Genomic DNA, 17000 nt, shown 5'->3' with positions numbered 1-17000 from the left:
AGCCCCCAGGAGGAGCGGAATCTCAAAACTGTGGCGGATCCGCCACAGCATCGTCAACCATTCTGAGATTCCGACACGAGTTCTGAGACCCTACAGTGCGGCTGTGAACCGTGTGATGGTGCGGACAAACGCGGACATCTAACTGCCCGCTGGGAACCACGCTCCTCTGTGTGACGTTCTCTAGGGGTTCTCGGCCTGTTGTGCAGCATTTCGCCGCGCATAGCGACTTCGCGCTCTGCACGGAGGCAGTGCTCACCGAGGCCGGGGCACTCCGAAAACTGAACCGCCGGCAGCTGTGCGCGGATGAGATTTTCGGTAGTGCGCGGGGACGTCTCGTCACCGAATTCACCGACGCCGTCCGCACCCTGATGCTCCAGGGATGCGCGGTCGAAGTAGTCCCCATCCACAGCTGCTGCGGCAGCGAATATGACATAGCTCGAATGACGCGTTCCGCTCGCAACGGAAGTCTTCGTCACCCAGTCTCGGGATCGGTATCGCGTTCGAATGACCTGCCAGTCGATGGGAAGGTTTGCTGTGATCGAGCTTCCATCGCAGATTGTTCCGAGCGGGCGCGAGGACGCTCTCGCCCGGGTGGCAGCTGTGATGGTCCGGCACCGGCACCGGGTGTTCGCGGGATGGCTGGTCACGGTAGCGATTGGGTTGGTCGGTCTGCCACACCTGCTGGGATCGCTGGCTTCTCCCTCGATCGAGGTGTCTGGCTCCCCATCGCAGCGGGCGGGTGCGGTTATCGCTGCCGGTCTGCCGTCGTTCGGCAATGAGCAGATGATCGTGGTGGTGCATTCTCCGGCGCTGCGGGCGACGGACCCGGTGTTCCAGGCTGCGATGCGCGCCGGGAAGTCGGCGCTACGGCGCCAGGGCGGCATCCGCGGGATAGTGTTGCTGCCGCTGGTCGGTGATCCGAAGCCTGCGGCCGCGATGACCGAGCTGCTGGAACCGCTGCGTCCGCTGTTCCGTGATGAGCACACTGCATACCTTTTGGTGGGGGTCACCGGTAACGACCGAGAACGCCAGGACTGGGCGCCGGCCCAACAAGCCGCGATCGACGAGGCGACCAAGACCGCGTCGGCAGGCGCGGTGCGGGCGTATCTGGTCAGCGGGTCGGCGTTCGGCCAGGCCGTGCAGCAAGCGGAAATTGCTGACCTGACGCGCATCGAATTGGTCGCGGTGCCAGTCGCGATCCTGGTGTTACTGCTCGGACTGCGCGCACCGGTGGCCGCGCTGGTGCCTGTGGTTCTGGCGGGCGCATCGGTGGTGACGACCTTGGGACTATTCGCGGTGTTGCCAGGCATCTTCACGCTGGACGGCATGCTGCTTATCGGGGTCAACGCGATCGGGCTCGGGATCGGCATCGACTATGCGTTGTTCGTGATGAATCGCTACCGGGAGGAGTTGGCGGCGGGCGCCCAACCCGAGCAGGCAATCCGGACCGCCGCGGCCACCACCGGACGGACAGTGGTCTACTCCGGATTAATCCTGTTGCTTGCGTTTATCAGCCTGTTCCTGGTGCGCTGGCACGTGTTCGCGCAGACCGCGATCGGCATTATCGCCGTCACTGTGGTCACGTTGGCTGCCTCGGTCTCACTGCTCCCGGCAGTTCTGGTGTCGCTGGCCGGATGGCTCGAATGGCGGCCCCGATCGATGCCACGGCCTGCGTCGCTCGACTATGCCGTGTCCGCAGATCGCGGATGGTTGGCCCGCTGGGCAGAGCATCTGATGCGTCACCCTCGCCCCTACGCCGTCGCGGTGGCCGCTGCTCTGTTGTTGGCGGCCACGCCGATGCCCGGCATGACGCTAGGTATAGACATCGAACGCCGCGCACTTGCCGCTACGCCGGATGTCACCGGCCTGAGCATCACCGAGCGCGACGTGCCCGGTTTGACAGCGATGGTGAACGTTCTGCTGCCACGGCCAGTCAACAGCGCTGAGCCTGACACCGGGGCGCTGCGAGCTGCCCTTCGCGCGGATCCTGAAGTCGCCGCCCTCGGCATACTCGACAATGGTGTCGACCTAACCACGATAATTGCGGTCCCCAGGCACAACGCCCCCTCGGCGGAGGTGCTGGAATTGGTGCGCCGGATCCGTTCGCAGATCGTGCCGCGTGCTGCGCCGCCCGGATTCCCGGTGCTGGTCGGCGGGTCCAGCGCGCTCATCGCCGATATCCTCACCGAGACATCGGCGAAGCTGTGGTGGGTTGTCGGGTGGGTACTTGTCCTGTTGTTCACTGTGCTGGTCTTTGTGCTCCGCAGTCTGCTGCTCCCGCTCAAGGCCATCGCGATGAGCTTGCTCGCCACCGGCGCCGCTTTCGGGCTCACCGCGCTGATGTTCCCCGGAATGATCTGGCCGCAATTGCCGCTGATCGTGTTCGTGGTGTTGTTCGGCCTGTCGACGGACTACGAGTTGTTCCTCGTCCGTCGGATCCAGGAGGAATATCTGGCCACCGGGGACAATCGCCGTTCGGTCGCGGTCGGTCTGCTGCATACCGCTCGCCCGATCTCGCTGGCCGCGGTGATCCTTGCCGTCGGGTTCGGCAGCCTGCTGGTGTCGGAGATCAAGGGGCTCCAGCAGTTCGGCTTCGCTGTCGCCGTAGCCCTGATCATCGATGCCACCGTGATCCGGCTTGTCCTCGTACCCGCGTTGATGCAGATCATGGGTCGCTGGAACTGGTGGCTGCCCTCGCTGCGCACACCTGCCGAGCACCAAACGATCGAACCGAACCAGTCGCGGACGCGGCCCGAGCTAGAAGACCAGGGAGTGAAATGAGCGGCTATCTAGTGACCGGAGCCACCGGATTCGTCGGCGGCGCACTCACCCTCGAACTGCTGGAGCACACCGACGCACCCGTCCATCTGCTCGTGCGCGCCGGCGGCTCGGCTGCCGCGGATCGCTGCCGCTCGGCGCTACAGGCCGCTGCCGAGTCCTATGGGCTGGAACGGGATTTCGTCCATCGGCATCGCGACCGGATCCGTGTCGTGTCCGGCGACCTGACCGACGCCCACGTCGCTGAGCACCTGCCGAGTCGCGGCATCACCGACGTGTGGCACTGCGCGGCGTCGCTGAAATTCGGCAACCGGAACAGGGACGAAATCTTCGCGGTGAATGTGGACGGCACCGCGCGGCTGCTCGACCTGTCCGAGAAGATCGGCGTCACCCGATTCAATTACGTCAGTACCGCTTACGTGGCCGGGGATGCGGTCGGACGTATCGAAGAATCTGCCGTACCGCTGGACGCCAACTCCACCAACCAATATGAACTGAGTAAGATCGTCGCGGAACGCGTTGTGTCGAAACGTGACTCGATGTCGACCTGTATCTGGCGGCCCAGTGTCGTTGTCGGACACAGTAGGACGCTCGCGACCACCAGCTTCACTGGGCTCTACGGAATGGTTCGGGAGGGTCTACGGTTCAAGCGGCGGGCGGAGATCCTGCTCGGCGCACCGCTGGCCTTGCCTCGGGTGCACATTGTGGCCGACCCCGCGGCCGAGACCAACCTGATTCCGATCGATATCATGGTGCAACAAGCGGTTTCGCTGTCGACGCGCCCTGGCTTCGACGCTAAGATCGTACATCTGACGAATGCTTCCGCGCCGTTGGTAGGGGACCTTTTATCGGTCGTGGCAGCGGCGGCAGGGATCAGGGGGCTCGACTATGTCGATTCTCCGGACGGTTTCACAGCCATCGAGCGCCGATTCCATAAGACCATGCAGTTCTACGGTCAGCACGCCGGTGCAACAAAATCCTTCGCTCAGGATGTAGCCGACCAGTACGGTTCGGCAATTCATTTCCCGATGGATGTCGAGTATCTGCGCTCCCTGGTCGGTTGGTACGTCGACCATGCGGGACTTGCGGACCTGACGAAGGCTGCGCGACTGCCAAGAACAGTTTTCCATTAATGGAAATCCAAGGCGATCAATGTATAGCCGGGGCCGCACAGTGTGGACCCCGGCACGCGCAAACAGTTCGTTTCATCAAGATCCCCTGTTATGGGAATCACTACCGGATCGGCGTAGAAACAAGATCTGTCACAGTGAATTCTCCGATCGGAATCGCGTCACATTTCTTTATTCCGTGACCTTTCACTGTGCCGGTATAATTGTCGACGTCGTCGTTGCCCACTGTACCTACTGCTGTAAAGGTTGCCGGATCTCCGTTCAACGGGACAGTTATCTCCGCCCGGTTTCCCTTTTTTACCGTTTCCCTCTCCGTGACATGGTCTTGATTGTCTTGCTTGACAGCTGTGCCGCCCTTCGTGCTAGCCCTGAAGATGCATGTATTATTTTCGGTGTCCGCAGTAAAGGTGATGTGATCCATCATGACGTTGAATCCACCGGCACATCTCCCTGACGACCCGAATGAGCCATCCGCGTACATCACAAATTCGTCCGGGTCGCTGTCGCGATTCTTGTCGTTTTCGACCTCGAAACTGCCCACGCCGGCGGGGCAGGTTTCTTCATCTGCCGCCGTAGAGCTCGGGGCGTTCACCACGTTATAGCCAACCGTGGACGCAATCAGAAATCCGGCAGCAGCAAGAGCTAGACGACGCGTTCGAACATTATGAACACCTGTCACAACTATCGAATCGAGCTGTTTCGGACGTCCCATTTTCATTTTAAGCCTCCCTTTGATTGTATGACAGGCCTGCTAGGACGCAGGCTTGCAGCTGAGTCCGTGGACTGCATGCGGCAGATCAACGATGCCTATCGATTCGCATGTGAAAGTTACCTTTCCATCCTTGCTGACAATCATGAAGGATTTCGCCTCGCTCGACTTCAACTCATCTTCGTCGCTAGGTGCGCCATCGGATGCTACGCAATTCTTCGTCCCCTTCGCAGGCCCGTCGGTGTCGGCGTCGTGCGGAGTAGCTTTCACCTTGTCACAGGTATAAGTCGGGACGGCGGCATGGGCCGCAGGCGCCAGTGAAATCCAGCTCACGAAGGCCAAGCCAGACGCGCCGAGAACGGCGGCGATGCGGTTTCGGTTGCGCATCATCATAAACCTTCCCATCGATTGTAAGGTCATTCTGAATGGTAACTACAGCAGGCCCCGAATTTTGTCTCGACACCGGTAGCGCTGCGGGTAAAGAATTCGATCTCGGGCAAATACTTGCCATACAGAACCATCGAACACTGCATTTCTGCCGATGCCTCGGGCCTGGCTAGTTTCGAGTGCACTCGCCCCAACGCCCAGCAGGCGTCGGCACATCGTATTCGTCGCCGGATCGCACCTGGATGGGTCCGATCTCGGCGCTGCGCACCGCCGCCGATCACCACCCAATGCTCGGTCAAGACTCAGCAACGGCCATAGGATTCCTCCCACCAGCATGTCCGTTTCGCGAGGTCATCGGCCGATGAATAGTCCGTTCGTTGGCACTTAGCGGCGGCTACCCAGCGCGAAATGCAGCAGATGCGGATGTCCGTGAACGCGCACACTGCGGCATTACGGCTCACTCGTGCCGACTGGAGTCAGCATGTGGAATGATCCGCGCCGGCTTACCCACTTTCCTTCACGGTCTTGATGCGGCTTTGATCGTTCGCGCTGAGCTTCCCCTCCCACGATGGGATGCCTCCAGACCGTGGACCGGCTTGATTTCCGGCACCGAGCCGGGGAGTAGTTCCACCCCCGATATAGGTGTTTCTTCGGTGCTGTCGGCGCTGCGGGTGGCATAGGTTCCAGGCATGTCTGATGCTTCGTCGAGTGGTAAGAACGCAGCACCCTGGGGTGCCGTGGCTGCCGTCGTGGTGGTGCCGCCGGCTGCCGCGATCGTCGCGGCTGTGTACCAGTTCCCCGTCTTCATGTACGGCGAAGCCCGCGGGCTCAGCGAAGCCGACAACGCCGCGATGGGAAGTCTGTTCTATCTGCTCTTCGGTGGTGGCCCGATTATGGCGCTCCTCGGAGCCGCCGCAGGTGGCTTCGTCTCGCGCCATACCAGGCCGGGCATCCACCGCGCCCGGGTCGGGGCATTGATTGCAGGCGCGGCCGTGGCGCTTCTCGCCGCCATGACGGTGGGCATAGCTTCGGGTTTGGGATAGGCATGCCGGAGATGCGGATGTTCGCTGCTGTCGGCGGCGCTGGTCGCCGATCTGGTGGGCCACGTCAATCCTACCCAGACGCTCAACACCTACGCCTCGCGGCGACGCCGGCCCAACGGTGCGATGGCCGCCGCGATCCAGAACGCGGTCTATCCCGTTCAAAAGGTCGAGTAAGGGTCGAGAAGGCCGAAAAAATGGCCCAGGTCAGAGAGATTGAAAAATCTCTCTGACCTGGGCCTTCTGTAGCGGGGACAGGATTTGAACCTGCGACCTCTGGGTTATGAGCCCAGCGAGCTACCGAGCTGCTCCACCCCGCGTCGGTAAACACAACATTACACACGGGTTCACGTTGACGCCAAATCGGCTGGTTAGAAGCGCATTCGCCCCCTTGGAGCCCGGCAAGGGGGCGGGTTCCGGAGGCAGGAGAGGGGTCACACGAGCCTGTCAGCGGCGGACTGTGCGCGCGACGGACGGTCGGTCGATGCAGATGGGCCTATCACCGGGCGTGGCAACCGGTCAAACGTGATCCGGGTCACAATATCGTAGTGATCTCGAACACATAACGTTGCTATAACAGACCGTCCAGAATGCGTGTCGGCGGCATTACTCACCTGCGCAAAGGGCCACATTCGGGTTATTCGCATCATGGAATGCGAGTGTTATCAAGACGTGATCTGCCGAGATTTCTTCGTTACCGTGCGTTCACGGCCCGGATCATCCCGTGAAGGGCTCGAACTCGAACCGTTCGAATACCGGCGACCCTGCCCCACGGTTCGAGGATCCCCGACAACCTGGGGGCAGGGACCGGCGACTGTTTCGCCGAGTTGGTAGGCGCAGGGAGGGAAATGCACTTATGACTGAGAACCGGAAGTTCAACGCCCGCGCCCTCGGCTTTGCCGCTGTTACCGGCGCCCTTGTTGCCGTCCCGTTCGCACTCTCCGCCGCGACCGCATCGGCCGCGCCTGCCCATAACTGGGACGGCGTCGCGCAGTGCGAAAGCGGCGGCAACTGGGGCATCGCCACCGGCAACGGCTTTTACGGCGGCCTGCAGTTCTCGCAGAGCACCTGGGCCGCCAACGGTGGCCACGGCTCCGCCAACAACGCAAGCAAGGACGAGCAGATCCGCGTCGCGGAAAACGTGCTCGCCAGCCAGGGCCAAGGCGCCTGGCCGGTGTGCGGCCAGTACCTGCGGCCGGGCACATCCGAGCCGGAGCCCCAGGCGGTTCAGGAGCCGGAGCAGGCCCCAGAGCCCGCCGCACCCGCCCTTCCTGCCGTTCCCGGCAGCCCGAAGGCCCTGGTCGAGCAGGCCAAGTCCGTCGGAAGCGACCTGGCCAAGCAGAACGGCCTCGAAGCCCAGTACCAGCAGATCCTGGAGCAGAACGGCTCGCTCATCGAGTCGATCGCAGGCCGCTGAGCCTCGGCTGACATCGGATCGGTGCCGCTGTCCCGTGCCGGGATAGCGGCGCCGATCCGTTCGCGCACTCCCTTGTAATCGCCGCAGGACTTGACTTGACATAAGTAATGGCGGCGGCCGATCAGTGGCGGGAGTCCGACGGCTACGACGCCGCTGACATGAGCTGGTGCAATTACGACCGATGTCCAACAAGCGGTACCGAGTATCGGCAATCATGAATTTGTTTGCTTCCAGAGTTCCGATAACCAACGTTGGCAACCACATCGGTAAACAGCATTCGGAACCGAAACTTTCTTTACCGTAACGAAATACGCCGCCATCACTGATGGCGGCGTATTTCGTTCCTTTGCTGACGTTGCTAGCGCCCCGCGTCCTGGTACGCCTTTACTGCCGCGTCCAGCTCATCGAGTGCTCGACCGAAATCCTGGAAGTTGCCGGTGCGCATAGCATTACGCACCGCGTCGATCTTCGTATTCAGTACTGCGGCCGCGGCATCCTTGGCCGCGGCGGAACCGGCCGGCGGTGGGGTGCCCGCGGGCGGCGGGGTACCGGTGTTCGGCGGCGGGGTGCCCTGCTCCGGTGGCGGCGGCGGCGGGGTGCTACCCGGTCGAGGCCGAATGCCCGAGTCGCCGCCGAATGGCGTTGCCAGCGCCCCACTTCCGGGCAACACCTGGTTCAACGCTTCGGCCAGGGTGGAGGCATAACCCACCTTCACGCTGCCCGCCTCGTCCCGATAACTCACCAGGACCCGCAGCAGCTGCGGGAAGGTCGCGGTGTTAGCTCCGGTATTACGTTCGTTGTAGAACGGCTCAACATAGAGAATGCCGCCGTCGGCGATCGGCAAGGTCAGCAGATTGCCATATTTGATCTTGTTCGAGTTGGACAGCAGCGTCTTCTCCCGAGAGACCTCCGGCGCCGTCGTCATCCGGTTCTGCGTCTGCTGCGGGCCGAGCGTCTGCGTATCGGTCGGCAATCGAAGGATGGTGAACTTGCCGTAGTCGTCCGGATCCGACCGCACCGAGATATACGCCGACAGGAACTGCCGGTTGTAGCCGACCATCGCGCTGGTCAGATTGAAGACCGGCTTGTTCCCGCCCTTCGGGTCACCGAGCAGCACGTAGTAGGGCGGCTGGTTGGCCGGAGCCCCACCGTCGATCGTCGGGTCGGTCGCCACCGACCAGAACGCGTTGTTGGTGAAGAACTCTCGCGGATCGTCGACGTGGTACTTCGTCAGCATCTCGCGCTGCACCTTGAACAGATCTTCCGGATAACGGAAGTGCGCCCGCAGCTCCGGGGTGATCGCGCTCTCCGGCTCTACCGCCCCGGGGAACACGCCACGCCAGGCCTTCAGCACCGGATCCTTCGAATCCACCTCGTACAGCTTCACCGTGCCGTCGTAGGCATCGACGGTGGCCTTCACCGAGTTGCGGATGTAGCTGACCTGCTTACGCGGAAGCAGCCTGCCGGTCTTCTTGTCGATACTGTCCTCGACACCGTCCAGCGAGGTCTTCTGCGCGTACGGGTAGTCGTCCAGCGTGGTGTAAGCGTCCACGATCCACTGGATCCGCCCGTTGACGACCGCCGGGTAGGCGTTGCCGTCGGTGGTCAGCCACGGCGCCACCTTCTGCACCCGATCGCGCGGATCGCGATTGAAGATGATCTTGGAGTCGTCGCTGATGGCCGAAGAGAACAGAATGTTGCGCTCGGCGTACTTGGCGGCGAAGGCAAGCCGGTTGAACCAGTTGCCGATCGGCACGCCGCCCTTACCGGCGTAGGTGAATTGCGCGGTGTCGGAATCGTATTCGCGCGGCCGCTCGGCCGCCTTCGCGCCGACGATCGCGTAGTCCGGGCTGGCCTGCGAGATCACCTCGCCGAAGTAGATACGCGGCTGATCGACCTTGATCCGCTGCTTGTCCGGCGGCGTGAACAGGTCGCTGACCATGAAGATCGGGTAGCCGCTATCGCTGCTGCCGCCGGTCGCGTTCGGGTCGTCACTTTGCGGCTTGTTGACCCGGTTCGCGGGCGCGGCGACGAAACCGTTGCCGTGGGTGTAGACAGTGTGCTGGTTGATCCAGTCCTTCTGGTTGCCGCTCAACGCCGCGGGCGACAACTCACGGGCCGCCACGATGTAGTCCTGTACATCGCCGTCGATGTTGTAGCGGTCGATGTCAAGCGACTCCGGGAAGCCGTAGAAGTTCTTCAGCTGACGCAGCTGAGTGAAGGTGGGCGACAAGATGTTCGGATCGAGCAACCGGGCATTGCCGATGGTCGCGGCGTCGACCGGAACCTGCAGCGGGCTCTTGTTGCTCTCGCCCTTGTAGTCCTGATACGTGATCTTGTCGTCGGTGATACCGAACGCCTGCCTGGTCGCGGCGATATTGCGTTGGATGTATTCGCTCTCCTTGTCCGCCGCGTTCGGGCGCACCGAGAACTGCTCGACCACCAGCGGCCACACCGCGCCGACCAAGATCGAGGACAGCACCAGCAGCGCGGCCGCCATGGCGGGCACCCGCAGATCGCGCAGCACGATGCCAGCGAAGAAGGCGATCGCGCAGATCACCGCGATCGACAACAGAATAAGCTTGGCAGGCAGCACCGCGTTGATATCGGTGAAGGAACCACCGGTGAAGGTGGGCTCCTTGCGGCTGCTCATCAACAGCTCATAGCGATCGAACCAGTACGCGATCGCCTTGAGCAGCACGAAAAGCCCCGCGAGCACAGCCAATTGGATGCGCGCGGCGCGGGTCAGCGTGCCCTCACGACCGCTCAGCCGCAGACCGCCGAAAACGTAATGCGTCACCAGGCTGGCGAAGAACGCGATGACCACCGCGACGAACAACCAGTTCAGAATCATCCGATAGAACGGCAGCTCGAAGGCGTAGAAACTGACGTCGAGATGGAACTGCGGGTCCTGCTGGCCGAACGAGCTGCTGTTGAGGAACAAATTGACGGTGACCCAATTCGACTGCGCCACCAGGCCGGACAGCAGGCCGAGCAGCACCGGGATGCCGACACCGAACAGCCGCAACCTGCTCATCACGGTGGTGCGATAGCGCGCGATCGGATCGTTCGGGCCAGCCACCGGCACGAACACCGGCCGGGACCGATAGGCGAGCAGCAACGCCAGCCACACGACCACGCCGACGAAGATCGCGACAGCGAGGAACAACAGAATCCGCGTCCGCAACACCGTGAGATACACGTTGCGGAAACCGACCTCGCCGAACCACAACCAATTGGTATAGGTGTCGGTCAGTCGCGGACCGAGCAGCAGCAACGCCGCAAGGGCAATAGCCGCCAGCAGCAGTACGCGGCTGCGTCGGGAAAGCGAAGGTAATCCGGTGGGGGGCCGCATGCCCACGGTGCCACTCTCCAAGGTCCGGCGGCACTCGCGCCGATACATCCGGCCGAGATGCCGCAGTCCGATGTTGCGGGTGGTCCTTTCGGACCGTTCGGCCCCACTCTAACTGTGTTTATTTGCCGCGTGGCCGCGGCGTGTTCGTGGCCCCCGGTGTCTCGCGTCCGAGCGGTCGAGACTCGCGCCTGCGGCGCATGCGCTTCGACCACTCGGACGCGAGACGGGCCACGAACGGTCGCTCGTAAAACTCGCTCCGTTGGGGGCAGGTTGGGTTCGGCGGCGCATGCGCTTCGACCACTCGGACGCGAGACGGGCCACGAACGGTCGCTCGTAAAACTCGCTCCGTTGGGGCTGGGTTGGGTTCGGCTGGAAGCGGCTAGGGCTACTGATTTGGTGAGGTTGGTAAGAACGCGACCGGGGTTGGTGATTACGAAGCGGCGGGTTTGGTGATTGGTGTGGGTGGCCGTTTGATTGGATGTTCTCCGTGACCCCCGCAGATCTGCACGCCGAACTCGTCCTCGCCCGCGCTGTCCGCGAGGTCGCCGAATTCGTCGACGCCGAAGGGTGGGGTAGACCGCCGCAGATGTTTGCGTTGGTGCCGACCGCCGACCTGGTGGCGGCCCAGCCTGAGCTGCTCGAGGAAGTCGATGAGGCGGCCGAGCTGACTCCCGTTGCCCAGGAACTGTTTCCGGACGACATCACGGGCGGCTCGGTGGCGCTGGACGAGTTCCTCGCGACTACCAGCTGGCCGCCTGCCGTGCAGGGTTGCGTGCTTGTGCAGGAGATCGTGGTGCTGCCGCCGGACGCCGAATCGACCCTGGACGAGGCGCTGGTGCCGCTGCTCGCCGACCACGAGGCGGCCGACGCGGCCGCGCGCGCCGCGGCGGAGGCACATCCGGAACGGCGCGAGGCCAGGCTGTTCGCCGCGGTGCTGCGTGAGGGCGCGTCGCTGTGCCTGCTGCAGCTGCGTCCGGCGGACGACGCGGACGACTTCGGCGATATGGACCTGCGCACCTACCCGAACCTGGCCCCCAACCTCATCGACGCGCTGCACGCGACGCTGGAGTGGTCCGGGCTGGACTGACCGGCCGGGCTCAGCCGCAGCTGACGGGTTCCTTGCCCGCGTTGATGTCGTTGAGCGATTGCACGGCGCTGGTAAGGGTTTCGACCTTCACCAGGCGCAGGCCGTCGGGGGTGCGCTGCTTGGCCTCGTTGCAGTTAGCGGCGGGCACCATGAAGGTCTCCGCGCCCGCGTCGCGCGCGGCCATCATCTTGTACTGAATGCCACCGATCGGGCCGACCTTGCCGTCCTGGTCGATGGTGCCGGTGCCCGCGACGAACTTGCTGCCGTCCAGCTCGCCGGGGGTGAGCTTGTCGATGAGCGCGAGACTGAACATCAGACCGGCCGACGGGCCGCCGATGTCGGCGAGGTTGAAGTCGACGTGCAGCGGCGGGCGCGCGCCCTCCCCCGGTGTCACGCCGAGGTAGCCCTTGTCCTTGTCGTCCGGTCGGGCGCCGAGGGTCACCTGCACGGTCTGCTCGGCGCTGTCCCGACGAATCTGCATGGTCAGCTGCGCACCGGGCGGCTGCGACGACACGGCGGTGACCACGTCCTTCGGCGCGGTGATCGGCGCGCCGTTGATGCTGATGATCTCGTCGCCGGCGTGCAGTACGTCCTTGGCGGGGCCGTCCTCGGCCACCTTGCGCAGCAGCACGACGGTCGGCATGTTCAGGTAGTGCAGCGCCGCGACCTCGGCGTTGCCCTCGGAATCCTTGAAGTCCTGCTGATTGGATTTGTCGATCTCGTCGCGCGACACTCCGGGCGGGTACACCTCCGCGCGCGGCACCAGGCCGTGCTTGCCGCTCACCCAGAAGCCGAACGCCTCGAAGATGCTCAATCCGTCGCGCACCGACACGGTGGTCATATTGAGGTGGCCGGTGGTCGGGTCCACCTCGGTGCCGCGGACGTCGACCACCTCTTTGCCGTCGACCTTGCCGAGTGTGTTGAAGGTGGGGCCGGGGCCGAGTGCGACGAACGGCACAGTGAGCACGGTGCCGAGCGCGCCGAGCACGAGCACCGGGATCAGAGCGGCAACCAGGGTGAGGATCCGACGATTCACCTGGACCACAGTAATGATGGCCGCCGTCGAACGGCGGTAGAGGCGGACATTCGGCGTTGCCGCGCGTCCCTGGTTTCGCGCCGCGCGAACATCAACTGCCTGCACTGGACGCGTAACGTGAACCATATGAGTGACGTCCCCTTCGGATTTTCGAACCGCGACGACGACGACCGCAAGCGCGGTGACGAGCCGGGCGGCCCCGAGTCGAACAACCCGTTCGGAGTGGGTGGACCGGGCGGCGGTTTCGATCCGTCACAGCTCGGGCAGATGTTGACCTCGCTCGGTCAGATGCTCAGCGGCATGGGGCAGCCGGGTTCGGCGCAGTCCGGCCCGGTGAATTACGACGTCGCCAAGCGGCTGGCCCGCCAGCAGCTCGGCGCGAGCGTGACCCCGGTGTCGGCGAAGACGGCGAGTGCCGTCGCCGATGCCGCGCACCTCGCCGAGTTGTGGCTCGACGGCGCGACCACCCTGCCCGCGGGTGCGAGCAAGACCGTCGCGTGGACCGCCAACGACTGGATCGAAGAGACACTGACCACCTGGCAGCGGCTGTGCGATCCGGTGGCCCAGCAGATATCGGGCATGTGGACCGCGTCGCTGCCGGAAGAGGCCAAGGAATTCGCGGCGCCGATGGTCGGCATGCTCGGCCAGATGGGCGGCCTCGCGTTCGGCTCGCAGCTCGGCCAGGCGCTCGGCCAGCTCGCCAAGGAGGTGCTGACCTCCACCGATATCGGCCTGCCGCTCGGCCCGACCGGTACCGCCGCCCTGCTGCCCGCCGCCATCGCGGAATTCAGCGCGGGGCTGGAGCAGCCGGAGAGCGAGATCATGGTGTTCCTCGCGGCCAGGGAGGCCGCGCATCAGCGGCTGTTCGGGCACGTACCGTGGCTGCGCCAGCAGGTGCTCGCGGCGGTCGAGGACTACGCGCGCGGCATCCGGATGGACTTCTCCGCGCTGGAGGAAGCCGCCCAGGGCATCGACCCGACGGCGTTGACCGATCCGGGCAAGCTCGAGGAGATTCTGTCGCAGGGCGCGTTCGAGCCGCAGACCACGCCGGAACAGAAGCAGGCGCTGGAACGATTGGAGACGCTGCTCGCGTTGATCGAGGGCTGGGTCGAGGTCGTGGTCACCGATGCCGTCGGTGACCGGCTGCCCGGCGCGGGCGCGCTGGCCGAGACGCTGCGTCGGCGACGGGCCACCGGTGGTCCGGCCGAGCAGACGTTCGCGACCCTGGTCGGGCTCGAGCTGCGGCCGCGCAAGCTGCGGGAGGCGGCCGCATTGTGGCGCAGGCTCACCAGTGACGCGGGCGTGGAAAAGCGCGACGGCGTCTGGGCGCACCCTGACCTGCTGCCCGACTCCAACGACCTGGACTCCCCCGCCGGATTCATCGATTCGGTGATCGGCGGCGGCACCACCGCGTTCGACGATCCGCTGGCGCAGCTGGCCGAGACCGAGGCGCGGGAAAAGGCCGAGCGAGACAAGTCCGACGAGGCCGCCGAACGACGCGCGGACAACGGCGAGTCCGGCCCGGACCTGGGCAAGGACAGCGGCACGTCCGCCTGATTGTCCTGTTGGTAGTGCCGAATCCCTGTGGATAACCAGGGGATTCGGTACCGGCCGGACAGCACGGGTTGCGCATACTGCCCGGCATGACATCACTGTGTCGCGGTCCGATGCTGCCCCCGCAGGTCACCGTGCTGGTGCGCCCGTCCGGCACCGTGCAACTCGGCTGGCACCCCGAGACCGCGTTGCTGCTCGACGCCGCCGGGCTCGACGCCGACACCGTGCTCGCCTTCCTACGCCTGCTCGACGGGACCCAGACCAGGCCCCAAATCGTCTGGCGTGCAGGCGAATGCGGCGTCGAGCCGGATCTCGCGGTGGCGCTGCTCGATGTGCTCGACGAGGCCGGGCTGCTCGAACATCCCGAGGATCGCGGCGGGCGGATCAGGTCGGTGCGGGTGCACGGGCTCGGGCCGATGTCGGACGCGATCGCCGCGGGGCTGCGCAAACTCGGTGTCCGGCCGAGCCGTTCGCGCGACTACCGTCCGCACGCGGCGCCGGTGTCCGGCTGGCGGGCCGACCTGGTGGTGTTGGCCGACACGATGATCGCCGACCCTGGACTCATCGACGATCTGGTGCGGCATCGGATCGCGCACCTGCCGGTGCGGATCCGCGACGGCCGCGGCGTGATCGGCCCGCTGGTGCTGCCCGGTGCGACCAGTTGCCTGCGCTGTGCCGACCTGCTGCGCGCCGACAACGATGCCGACTGGCCGCACTTGGCCGCGCAGTTGCTGGGCCGGGTCGGGCACGCGTCCCCGGCCAAGATCGCGGCCACCGCCGCACTCGCGGTCAGCGAGGTGGAGGACATCCTCGCGCTGTCGACCCGGCGGAAGCTGGCCACGTTGGATGCGACTCTCGAATTGGACCTGGCCGCGCACCTGCTCGATCGGCGGCGGTGGCCGCGCCACGCGGACTGCGATTGCCGGCGAATTCCCGCTGGGCTCACCGCATGTCGAGGCCGTACTCGGTTGCCTGCGCGATCGAAGACCGAGTGATCGGGGTCACTCCCGTGCGAGGGGTCGATTCAAGATTGCCATGGCTAAGTGGTGGTTCCTTCCGCCATGATGGGTACGTGTCTGAGATTGTGCGCCGTCGCTCGTCCCGTAACGCCAAGTTGGCCAAGATTCCGCTCGGTATCGCCGGGCGGGCCGCCGTGGGGTTCGGCAAGAAGCTGGCGGGCGGCGACCGGACCGAGATCAACGCACAGCTGAACCAGAAGGCCGCTGAGCAGCTGTTCACCGTGCTCGGCGAGCTCAAGGGCGGCGCGATGAAGTTCGGGCAGGCACTCAGCGTGATGGAGGCCGCGGTCCCCGAGGAGTTCGGCGAGCACTACCGCGAGGCACTGACCAAATTGCAGGCCGCCGCGCCGCCGATGCCCGCCGAGACCGTGCATCGGGTGCTCGACCAGCAGCTCGGCACCCAGTGGCGGGAGCGGTTCAGGGAGTTCGACGACAGCCCGGCCGCGTCGGCCAGCATCGGGCAGGTGCACAAGGCGGTGTGGTCGGACGGGCGCACCGTCGCGGTGAAGGTGCAGTACCCCGGCGCCGACGAGGCGTTGCGCGCGGACCTCAAGACGCTCAACCGGATGACCGGGCTGCTCGCGTCGGTCATCCCCGGCGCCGACGTCAAGCCGATCCTGGCCGAGATCACCGAGCGCACCGAGGAAGAGCTCGACTACCGCAACGAGGCCACCAACCAGCGCGCCTTCGCCAAGGGTTTCGACGGGCACCAGGAGATCGTGGTGCCCAAGGTGGTGGCCAGCGCGCCGAAGGTGATCGTCACCGAATGGCTGGACGGCACCGCGGTCTCCTCGATCATCAAGGCGGGCGCCGAGGATCCCGAGGGCACCCGGGAGCTGCGCAACCGGGTCGCCGGACTGATGGGCCGCTTCCACTTCTCCTCCCCCCAGACGGTCGGCCTGCTGCACGCCGACCCGCACCCTGGCAACTTCATGATGCTCGCCGACGGCAAGCTCGCCGTCATCGACTTCGGCGCCTGTGCACCGATGCCGAACGGCTTCCCCGTGGTACTCGGCCGGATGCTCGCGCTCGCGGTCGAGGAACGCTTCGCCGAGCTCACCGAGCTGATGTACGACAACGGCTGGGTCATCCCCGGCCGTACCGTCACGCACAAGGAGATCGCCGACTACCTGCGCCCCTTCACCGACCCGATCAAGTCCGACTCGTTCCACTTCACCCGCAAGTGGATGCAGCGGGTGGCGGGCAAGGCCTCCGATATCTCCAGCCAAGAGATGAAAACCGCACGCGCCCTGCAACTCCCGGCCGAATACGTGATGATCTTCCGCGTTCTCGGCGGCTCCGTCGGCATCCTCGCCCAGCTCGACGCCGAACTGCCCTTCATGGAACTGGTGCGCACCTGGATGCCCGGTTTCCGCGAGGAGCGCACCGTCAGCTGAGCCGTCCGGCCTGTCGTCGGCGTAGGCCGCGCGATCGGCGAGACCCAGCCGGGCGACGCCAATTGCGGGGAGCGGGGTGGCTGGTCGATTA

Annotated in this window: 12 protein-coding genes and 1 tRNA gene; 8 read left to right on the top strand and 5 right to left on the bottom strand. The window is 64.8% G+C overall.

What is annotated here, in order from left to right; translation table 11 throughout:
- Positions 1-534 precede the first annotated feature (534 nt).
- Together ACIA8C_RS04050 and ACIA8C_RS04045 are read left to right on the top strand one after the other, a co-directional pair.
- Complete coding sequence (locus tag ACIA8C_RS04050; RefSeq protein WP_397130717.1) at positions 535-2781, top strand: MMPL family transporter; 2247 nt, start codon at positions 535-537, stop codon at positions 2779-2781.
- Positions 2778-3911, top strand: coding sequence for an SDR family oxidoreductase (locus ACIA8C_RS04045; RefSeq protein WP_397130716.1), 1134 nt, complete (start codon positions 2778-2780; stop codon positions 3909-3911). The genes ACIA8C_RS04050 and ACIA8C_RS04045 overlap by 4 nt, the downstream gene beginning before the upstream one ends.
- 100 nt (positions 3912-4011) lie before the next feature.
- Here the strand turns inward: ACIA8C_RS04045 and ACIA8C_RS04040 are convergent, their stop codons facing one another.
- On the bottom strand, positions 4012-4626 hold the full coding sequence (locus ACIA8C_RS04040) for a hypothetical protein (protein WP_397130715.1): 615 nt from the start codon (positions 4624-4626) through the stop codon (positions 4012-4014).
- Positions 4627-4659: 33 nt separating this feature from the next.
- Positions 4660-5037, bottom strand: a complete 378-nt coding sequence (locus ACIA8C_RS04035) for a hypothetical protein (RefSeq protein ID WP_397130714.1) — start codon at positions 5035-5037, stop codon at positions 4660-4662.
- A 656-nt stretch (positions 5038-5693) separates the two neighbouring features.
- Between ACIA8C_RS04035 and ACIA8C_RS04030 the strand changes: the two genes are divergently transcribed.
- Positions 5694-6047 carry a hypothetical protein gene (locus ACIA8C_RS04030; protein ID WP_397130713.1) on the top strand — a complete coding sequence of 118 codons (354 nt, stop codon included), beginning with the start codon at positions 5694-5696 and terminating at the stop codon, positions 6045-6047.
- A gap of 243 nt (positions 6048-6290) precedes the next feature.
- Here ACIA8C_RS04030 and ACIA8C_RS04025 read toward each other — a convergent pair.
- Positions 6291-6364 (bottom strand) — tRNA-Met (locus ACIA8C_RS04025).
- Positions 6365-6900: 536 nt separating this feature from the next.
- Between ACIA8C_RS04025 and ACIA8C_RS04020 the strand changes: the two genes are divergently transcribed.
- The gene (locus tag ACIA8C_RS04020) at positions 6901-7461 is read left to right on the top strand and encodes a transglycosylase family protein (protein WP_397130712.1); all 561 of its coding nucleotides are present in this window, start codon (positions 6901-6903) and stop codon (positions 7459-7461) included.
- Positions 7462-7819: 358 nt separating this feature from the next.
- Here ACIA8C_RS04020 and ACIA8C_RS04015 read toward each other — a convergent pair whose 3' ends face one another.
- Positions 7820-10822: a UPF0182 family protein gene (locus ACIA8C_RS04015; protein WP_397130711.1), complete on the bottom strand. Its 3003-nt coding sequence runs from the start codon at positions 10820-10822 to the stop codon at positions 7820-7822.
- A gap of 481 nt (positions 10823-11303) precedes the next feature.
- Here ACIA8C_RS04015 and ACIA8C_RS04010 point away from each other — a divergent pair, with 481 nt between their 5' ends.
- Complete coding sequence (locus ACIA8C_RS04010) at positions 11304-11903, top strand: PPA1309 family protein (RefSeq protein WP_397130710.1); 600 nt, start codon at positions 11304-11306, stop codon at positions 11901-11903.
- A gap of 10 nt (positions 11904-11913) precedes the next feature.
- Here the strand turns inward: ACIA8C_RS04010 and ACIA8C_RS04005 are convergent, their stop codons facing one another.
- On the bottom strand, positions 11914-12939 hold the full coding sequence (locus ACIA8C_RS04005) for a PDZ domain-containing protein (RefSeq protein ID WP_397130709.1): 1026 nt from the start codon (positions 12937-12939) through the stop codon (positions 11914-11916).
- A gap of 126 nt (positions 12940-13065) precedes the next feature.
- Here ACIA8C_RS04005 and ACIA8C_RS04000 point away from each other — a divergent pair, with 126 nt between their 5' ends.
- From ACIA8C_RS04000 to ACIA8C_RS03990, 3 genes are all read left to right on the top strand, one after another.
- Positions 13066-14496, top strand: coding sequence for a zinc-dependent metalloprotease (locus ACIA8C_RS04000; protein WP_397130708.1), 1431 nt, complete (start codon positions 13066-13068; stop codon positions 14494-14496).
- 86 nt (positions 14497-14582) lie between these two features.
- Positions 14583-15488 carry a hypothetical protein gene (locus tag ACIA8C_RS03995; RefSeq protein ID WP_397130707.1) on the top strand — a complete coding sequence of 302 codons (906 nt, stop codon included), beginning with the start codon at positions 14583-14585 and terminating at the stop codon, positions 15486-15488.
- 77 nt (positions 15489-15565) lie between these two features.
- Positions 15566-16909 (top strand): ABC1 kinase family protein, encoded by a 1344-nt coding sequence (locus ACIA8C_RS03990; RefSeq protein ID WP_397130706.1) that lies wholly within the window; start codon positions 15566-15568, stop codon positions 16907-16909.
- Positions 16910-17000: the final 91 nt, after the last annotated feature.

It is taken from the genome of Nocardia sp. NPDC051321 (assembly GCF_044455225.1).
GTDB lineage: Bacteria > Actinomycetota > Actinomycetes > Mycobacteriales > Mycobacteriaceae > Nocardia.
Note: the sequence above shows the minus strand (reverse complement) of the source record. Positions and strands in the feature narration are given on the sequence as shown.